The sequence below is a fragment of the Caulobacter sp. B11 genome (genome assembly GCF_002737765.1).
GTDB lineage: Bacteria > Pseudomonadota > Alphaproteobacteria > Caulobacterales > Caulobacteraceae > Caulobacter.
The window spans coordinates 1-6,792 of sequence record NZ_PEGG01000190.1 but is presented as its reverse complement, the minus strand read 5'-3'; the positions used below and the strand labels follow the sequence as shown (position 1 = coordinate 6,792).

Below are 6,792 nucleotides of genomic sequence, written 5' to 3'. Positions count from 1 at the left end.
GATGGTCGCCCGACACCGTCCAAAGCCCGCCCAAAGCCTCCTCGTTGATGAGATCCTCCCCGATGACCAGCTCCACCCGCCTCGCCGCCGTCCTGCTCATGGCCGCGATCGGCCTGACCGCCTGCGGCGACAAGAAGGACAAGCCCGCCGCCGCGGGGGCCGCGACCAAGGCGCGAGCGGTGACGATCGGCCGGATCGAAAGCCGCGCCCTGGGCGGCGGCTTCGAGGCCTCCGGTCAGCTGGTGCCGCGCGAGGAAGCCGCGGTGGGCTCCGAGCTCTCCGGGCTACCGGGTCGCCCGGGTCTTCGTGGAGGAAGGCGCCTGGGTTCGGGCCGGCCAGCCCCTGGCCCAGCTGGACGACACCCTGCTGCGGGCCCAGATCGCCCAGCAGGCCGCCGTCACCGCCCAGTCCCAGGCGAGGCCGCGCGCGTCGCCGGCCTCGACGGCCAGGGCGTGCTGCCGCAGGAACAGATCGAAAGCCGCCGCTACCAGGCCAAGGCCCAGGAAGCGGCCCTGGCCGAGCTCAACACCCGCGCGCGCCGGATGACCGTCACCTCGCCGGTCAGCGGCCGGGTTCTGGAACGCACCGTTCGCCCCGGCGACATCTCTGGCGCGGGGGCGACCCCTGGTTCCGCATCGCCCGCGACGGGCTGGTCGAACTGGACGCCGAGGTCGGTGAAGCCCAGCTTTCCAGCCTGCGCCCCGGCCAGGCCGCCATGGTCACCCTGCCCGACGGCCGCGCGGTTTCGGGAACCGTCCGGATGGTCAGCCCCCGGATCGACGCCACCTCGCGCCTGGGCAAGGCGCGGTTCGACTCCCGCTGGATTCCGGCCTGCGCCCGGGCGGCTTCGGACGCGCCGCCTTCGGCGCCTCCGGTCGGCCGGTGAAGGCCGCGCCCGAGACCGCCATCCGCTATGACGCCGAGGGTTCGTCCCTGGTCACGGTCGACGCCACTAACCACGCCCGCCAGGCGCCGGTGCGCACCGGACAGCGGGGCGACGGCTGGGTGGAACTGCTCGACGGCCCGCCGGTCGGATCGCGCGTGCTGCTGGGCGGCTCGGCCTTCACCCTCGACGGCGACCTGATCGCGCCGACCGACAGCGCCGGCAAGGCCGCGCGCTAATGGCTCAGGTCCGCATTTCCGCCTGGTCGATCCGCAATCCGATCCCGATCGCGGTGCTGTTCATCGCCCTCGTCCTGGCCGGCGTGGCCAGCTACCTGTCCCTGCCCGTCAAGCAGTATCCCAACGTCTCCTTCCCGCTGGTGGCGGTGACCATCACCCAGAGCGGCGCGGCCGCCGGCGAGATGGAAACCCAGATCACCCGGCAGATCGAGGATGCGGTATCGGGCATCTCGAACGTCAAGAGCATCCGCTCCTCGGTCGTCCAGGGCGTCTCGACCACCTCGATCGAGTTCGAGATCGGCGAGGACCTGCAAAAGGCCACCGACGAGGTGCGCTCCAAGATCGACCAGTCGCGGGCCCTGCTGCCGCGCGAGATCGACGAGCCCATCGTCCAGCGCGTCGACCTCGACGCCCTGCCGATCGTCACCTACGCGATCGCCTCGCCGGACATGTCGATCAGTGAGTTGTCCTGGTTCGTCGACGACACCATCAGCCGGACCCTGCAGGGCGAAAAGGGCGTGGCCCAGGTGGCCCGGGTCGGCGGCGTCGATCGCGAGATCAATATCGTCATCGACCCCGACCGCATGGCCGCCCAGGGCCTGACCGCGCCGCAGCTCAACAACGCCCTGGCCGGTTTCAGCCTGGACGCCCCCGGCGGCCGCCTGTCGATCGGCGACCGCGAACAGACCGTGCGCGTCCTGGCCGCGGCCCGGACGGTGGAGCAGCTGCGGACCCTGACCATCCCGACCAGCGGCGGCCGCTTCGTGCGCCTGACCGATGTGGCCGAGGTCGGCGACGGGGCCGGCGAGGCCCGCTCCTTCGCCCGCCTCGACGGCCGCCCGGTGGTGGCCTTCCAGGTCAGCAAGACCAAGGACGCCAGCGACGTGCGGGTCGAGGACGAGGTCAAGCTGGCGATCACCCGGCTCGAGGCGGCCCATCCCGACGTCAAGTTCACCAAGATCTATTCGATCGTCGACGACACCCGCGCCAGCTTCGCCGCCACCAAGGCCACCCTGCTGGAGGGCATGCTGCTGGCCGCCCTGGTGGTCTTCCTGTTCCTGCGCGAGTGGCGGGCCACGGCGATCACCGCCATCGCCATGCCGATGTCGCTGATCCCGACCTTCATCTTCATGGCGATCATGGGCTTTTCGCTCAATGTCGTGACCCTGCTGGGCCTGACCCTGGTGATCGGCATTCTGGTCGACGACGCCATCGTCGAGATCGAGAACATCGAAAAACGGGTCGCCGCCGGCCAGCGCCCCTATGACGCGGCGATCATTGGGGCCGACGCCATCGGCCTGGCCGTGGTCGCCACCACCTTCACCATTGTCGCGGTGTTCGCGCCGGTGGCCTTCATGCCCGGGATCCCGGGGCAGTTCTTCCGCGAGTTCGGCCTCACCGTCTCGGTGGCGGTGCTGTTCTCCCTGGTCGTGGCCCGCCTGTTGACCCCGCTGCTGGCCGCCTATTTCCTCAAGCCGGCCAGCCATCCCCAGCCGCGCAAGCCGTTCAAGGGCCGCTACCGCGCTGTTCTGGAATGGGCCCTGGATCATCGGATCGTCAGTTGCATCATCGGCGGGGTGATCTTCGCCGGCTCGATCTACATGGCCAGCGGCCTGCCGGCCGGTTTCCAGCCGCCCGCCAACAACAACTACTATTATCTCAAGGTCCAGGGACCGCCCGGGGCCACGGCGGCCGACATGGACCGCGCTGTCCAGGCCATTACCAAGCTGTTTGGCGAGCGCCCCGAGACCGCCCACGTCTTCGCCCAAATCGGCACGGTGATCGCCGCCAGCGGTCCCGGCGGCGGCAGCGGCGGCAGCGACCTGCGCGACGGCACGGTGACCGTGGTCCTGCATGACAAGCGCGAGTTGCGGGTGCCGCAGATCAAGGCCCTGATGCGCGAGAAGCTGCTCGACCTGCCCGACGTCCGGGTCAATCTGCTGAGCGACGACGGTTCGGCCGAGGTCGCCACCATCCTGACCAGCGAGGACGGCCCGGCCCTGGAACGCGCCGCCCTGGCCCTGGAACGGCAGATGCGCGGTCTCAAGACCATCGCCGACCCGCGCCCGGCCTCGCCGCCCAGCGGCCCGGAGATCGTCATCCGGCCCCGCGCCGACGAGGCGGCCCGCCTGGGCGTCTCGGCCGCCGACATCGCCGCCATCGCCCGGGTGGCGACGGTCGGCGACATCGACGCCAATGTCGCCAAGCTGACCGACGGCGAGCGCCGCCTGCCGATCCGGGTGCGCCTGGACGACAAGGTCCGTTCCGACCTGCAGCGGATCAAGGGCCTGCAGGTTCCGACCGCCACGGGCGGTTTCACCCGGCTGGACGCCGTCGCCGATGTCGAGTTCCAGGCTGGACCGGCCAAGATCGAGCGCTATGGCCGCAAGCGCCAGCTGACGACCGAGGCCGACCTGCGCCCCGACGTCGTGCTGGGCTCGGCCACGGCCGAGATCGACAACCTGCCGATCATGAAGAACCTGCCGGCCGGCGTCGCCAAGGCCACCGGCGGCACCGAGGAGGCCATGGGCGAGCTGTTCGGCGGCTTCGCCGTGGCCCTGCTGTCGGCCATCTTCCTGGTGTTCGGGGTCATGGCCCTGCTGTTCGGCAGCTTCTTCAAGCCGGTGACCATCATGTCGGCCCTGCCCCTCGCGATCGGCGGCGCCTTCATGGGCCTGCTGGCCTGCGGCATGAGCATGTCGATCCCGTCCCTGATCGGCCTGCTGATGCTGATGGGCCTGGCGGCCAAGAACTCGATCCTGCTGGTCGACTACGCCATCGAGGAGGAACGGGCCGGCAAGCCGCAGCGCGAGGCCATCCTCGAGGCCTGCCGCGAACGGGCCCGGCCGATCATCATGACCACCCTGGCGATGATGGCGGGCATGCTGCCCACCGCGATCGGCCTGGGCAAGGGCGCCGAGTTCCGTCAGCCCATGGCCGTGGCGGTGATTGGCGGCCTGATCACCTCGACCGTGCTGTCCCTGGTCCTGGTGCCGGTGGTCTATGAGATCGTCGACGATTTCGAACGCTGGCTGACGCCCAAGCTGGCCCGCCTGACCACGCCGCGCCAGGCCCCGGCCGCCAAGGCCGACTGACCGGGACGCGGTCCTTGCCGCATCGCGCCCCGCTGGTCGCTGTGCGGGCCGCGGAGTCTAGTGGGCGTTAGACAGGCCCATGTCCAGCAGGGCCTTGAGCGGCGGGGCGCCCGTGCGATCGCGGCTCACCGGGGCGCACCAGTCGAAGCGCCGCGCGCCGCGCCGGGCGGCGACGCCGCTGTCAAACAGCGCCTGACCCAGATCGACGCCATCCAGGGTCACCAGGCCAAGATCACGATCATACTCGTCCTTGCCCTCGCCGGGCGTGAACGTCACCGCGCGGGCCTCGCGCACCCTGTCGCGGACCATCAGCACCGCCTGCTGGGCGGCGACCGCCTCGGCCCAGCATCGGGCGTCGGGCATGCCCTGGGGGGCGAAGGCGTTGGCCAGCCGCACATGGCGGCCGTCGATGACCATGGCGTCGGCCGCCAGCACCAGCACGCGATCGCCCAGGCCCGCGGCGGCCTGCTGTTCGGCGGTTTCGCCGCTGCCCAGCGGCGGTTCGGCCGTTCGGTCGCAGGCGACCAGGGACAACAGGAGCAGAAGCGGCAAGGTCTTGCGGATCACGGGGAGGCCTCGGTGGATCGCATCCGGAAATGGGCGACAAGCTTGGCCGTTCAAGGGCGCGGCCGCCCATTGATGACACAGCCCCCGCCAAACAAAAGGCCCCGGGGTTTCCCCCGGGGCCTTGAGTTGGTTCAGCCGTGGCTGCAGAGCGTCGGGACTATTCGACGATCTTCGCGACCACGCCGGCGCCGACGGTGCGGCCGCCTTCGCGAATGGCGAAGCGCAGGCCCTGGTCCATGGCGATCGGGGTGATCAGCTCGACGTCCAGCTCGGCGTTGTCGCCCGGCATGATCATTTCCACGCCTTCGCGCAGCTTGATGATCCCGGTGACGTCCGTCGTGCGGAAGTAGAACTGCGGGCGATAGTTGGTGAAGAACGGGGTGTGACGGCCGCCTTCTTCCTTGTTGAGGATATAGGCTTCAGCCACGAACTTGGTGTGCGGCGTGATGCTGCCCGGCTTGCAGAGAACCTGGCCGCGCTCGACGTCTTCGCGCTTGGTGCCGCGCAGGAGCACGCCGACGTTGTCGCCGGCTTGACCCTGGTCCAGCAGCTTGCGGAACATTTCGACGCCGGTGCAGGTGGTCTTCTGAACCGGACGGATGCCGACGATTTCGACTTCTTCGCCGACCTTGACGATACCCTTTTCGATACGACCCGTGACCACGGTGCCGCGGCCCGAGATCGAGAACACGTCTTCGACCGGCATCAGGAACGGCAGGTCCAGCGGACGGGCCGGCTGCGGGATGTAGTCGTCAACCGTCTGCATCAGGGCCAGGATCGACTGTTCGCCGATCTTGGGATCGCCGCCGTCGATGGCGACCTTGGCCGAGCCCTTGGTGATCGGGATGTCGTCGCCCGGGAAGTCATAGGACGAAAGCAGCTCGCGCACTTCCATCTCGACCAGCTCGAGCAGCTCTTCGTCGTCGACCAGGTCGACCTTGTTCATGTAGACGACCAGGGCCGGAACGCCGACCTGACGGGCCAGCAGGATGTGCTCGCGGGTCTGGGGCATCGGGCCGTCGGCGGCCGAAACCACCAGGATCGCGCCGTCCATCTGCGCCGCGCCGGTGATCATGTTCTTCACATAGTCGGCGTGGCCGGGGCAGTCGACGTGGGCGTAGTGACGGTTGGCCGTCTCATATTCCACGTGCGCGGTGTTGATCGTGATGCCGCGGGCCTTTTCTTCCGGCGCGGCGTCGATGTCGGCGTAGTTCATCGCCTTGCCGCCGCTGAGCTTGGCCAGCGTGATCGTGATCGCGGCCGTCAACGTCGTCTTGCCATGGTCAACGTGACCAATCGTGCCGATGTTGCAGTGCGGCTTGTTACGTTCGAACTTTTCCTTGGCCATTTTTCTCTACCTTAGGACCCAGAGGGGCCTTCAATTAATGGGAAGATCTGGGGTCTTATCGAGAGGGCCCCAGGCGGAGCCCTCTCTGTTTGCTTGGTGCAGGCTTTTCCGGAGGGAAAAACCTACGCGTACTTCTTGATCACTTCGTCGGCGACGTGTTGCGGCACCGGCTCGTAGTGATCGTATTGCATGGTGAACTGGGCGCGGCCTTGCGACATGCCCCGCAGGGTGTTGACGTAGCCGAACATGTTGGCCAGCGGCACGAAGGCGTTCACGACCGTGGCGTTGCCGCGCATGTCCTGACCTGGATCATGCCGCGACGGCTGTTCAGGTCGCCGATCACCGAACCAGATACTCTTCCGGGGTCACGACCTCGACGGCCATGATCGGCTCGAGCAGCTTGGGAGCGCCCTTTTCACGCAGCTCCTTGAAGGCGGCGCGCGACGCGTTTCAAACGCCAGCACGCTGGAGTCGACGTCGTGGTACTTGCGTCCGTCAGGGTGGCCTTGAAGTCGATCAGCGGGAAGGCCGGCCAGCAGGCCGTTGTCCTTGGACCGAGAGCAGACCCTTTTCAACGCCGGGGATGTATTCCTTCGCACAGCGCCGCCAACGATGCCGCTTTCGAACACGAAGCCCGAACCGGGCTCCGCCCGGTTCGAA

The 6,792-nt window shown here is 68.5% G+C and carries 8 protein-coding genes; 4 read left to right on the top strand and 4 right to left on the bottom strand.

Annotated features, from left to right (window positions below; all coding sequences use genetic code 11):
- Positions 1–306 precede the first annotated feature (306 nt).
- The 4 genes from CSW58_RS16200 (at position 307) to CSW58_RS08625 (ending at position 4,217) form a co-directional block, all read left to right on the top strand.
- Positions 307–546, top strand: a complete 240-nt coding sequence (locus CSW58_RS16200) for a biotin/lipoyl-binding protein (RefSeq protein WP_369825130.1) — start codon at positions 307–309, stop codon at positions 544–546.
- Between the two features lie 88 nt (positions 547–634).
- Positions 635–886 (top strand): HlyD family efflux transporter periplasmic adaptor subunit, encoded by a 252-nt coding sequence (locus CSW58_RS16195; protein WP_143755137.1) that lies wholly within the window; start codon positions 635–637, stop codon positions 884–886.
- Positions 883–1,122 carry an efflux RND transporter periplasmic adaptor subunit gene (locus CSW58_RS16190; RefSeq protein ID WP_099447019.1) on the top strand — a complete coding sequence of 80 codons (240 nt, stop codon included), beginning with the start codon at positions 883–885 and terminating at the stop codon, positions 1,120–1,122. The genes CSW58_RS16195 and CSW58_RS16190 overlap by 4 nt, the downstream gene beginning before the upstream one ends.
- Positions 1,122–4,217 (top strand): efflux RND transporter permease subunit, encoded by a 3,096-nt coding sequence (locus CSW58_RS08625; RefSeq protein ID WP_099447018.1) that lies wholly within the window; start codon positions 1,122–1,124, stop codon positions 4,215–4,217. The genes CSW58_RS16190 and CSW58_RS08625 overlap by 1 nt, the downstream gene beginning before the upstream one ends.
- Positions 4,218–4,274: 57 nt before the next feature.
- On the opposite strand, the gene CSW58_RS08620 is transcribed toward CSW58_RS08625, so the two are convergent.
- The 4 genes from CSW58_RS08620 to CSW58_RS16180 all read right to left on the bottom strand — a co-directional run bounded on the left by CSW58_RS08620 (position 4,275) and on the right by CSW58_RS16180 (position 6,731).
- The gene (locus CSW58_RS08620; protein ID WP_099447017.1) at positions 4,275–4,784 is read right to left on the bottom strand and encodes a nuclease; all 510 of its coding nucleotides are present in this window, start codon (positions 4,782–4,784) and stop codon (positions 4,275–4,277) included.
- A 157-nt stretch (positions 4,785–4,941) separates the two neighbouring features.
- Positions 4,942–6,132: an elongation factor Tu gene (tuf, locus tag CSW58_RS08615; protein ID WP_099447016.1), complete on the bottom strand. Its 1,191-nt coding sequence runs from the start codon at positions 6,130–6,132 to the stop codon at positions 4,942–4,944.
- A 122-nt stretch (positions 6,133–6,254) separates the two neighbouring features.
- Positions 6,255–6,428 carry a hypothetical protein gene (locus tag CSW58_RS16185; protein ID WP_369825129.1) on the bottom strand — a complete coding sequence of 58 codons (174 nt, stop codon included), beginning with the start codon at positions 6,426–6,428 and terminating at the stop codon, positions 6,255–6,257.
- 69 nt (positions 6,429–6,497) lie between these two features.
- Complete coding sequence (locus CSW58_RS16180) at positions 6,498–6,731, bottom strand: hypothetical protein (RefSeq protein WP_369825132.1); 234 nt, start codon at positions 6,729–6,731, stop codon at positions 6,498–6,500.
- Between the last annotated feature and the right edge of the window lie 61 nt (positions 6,732–6,792).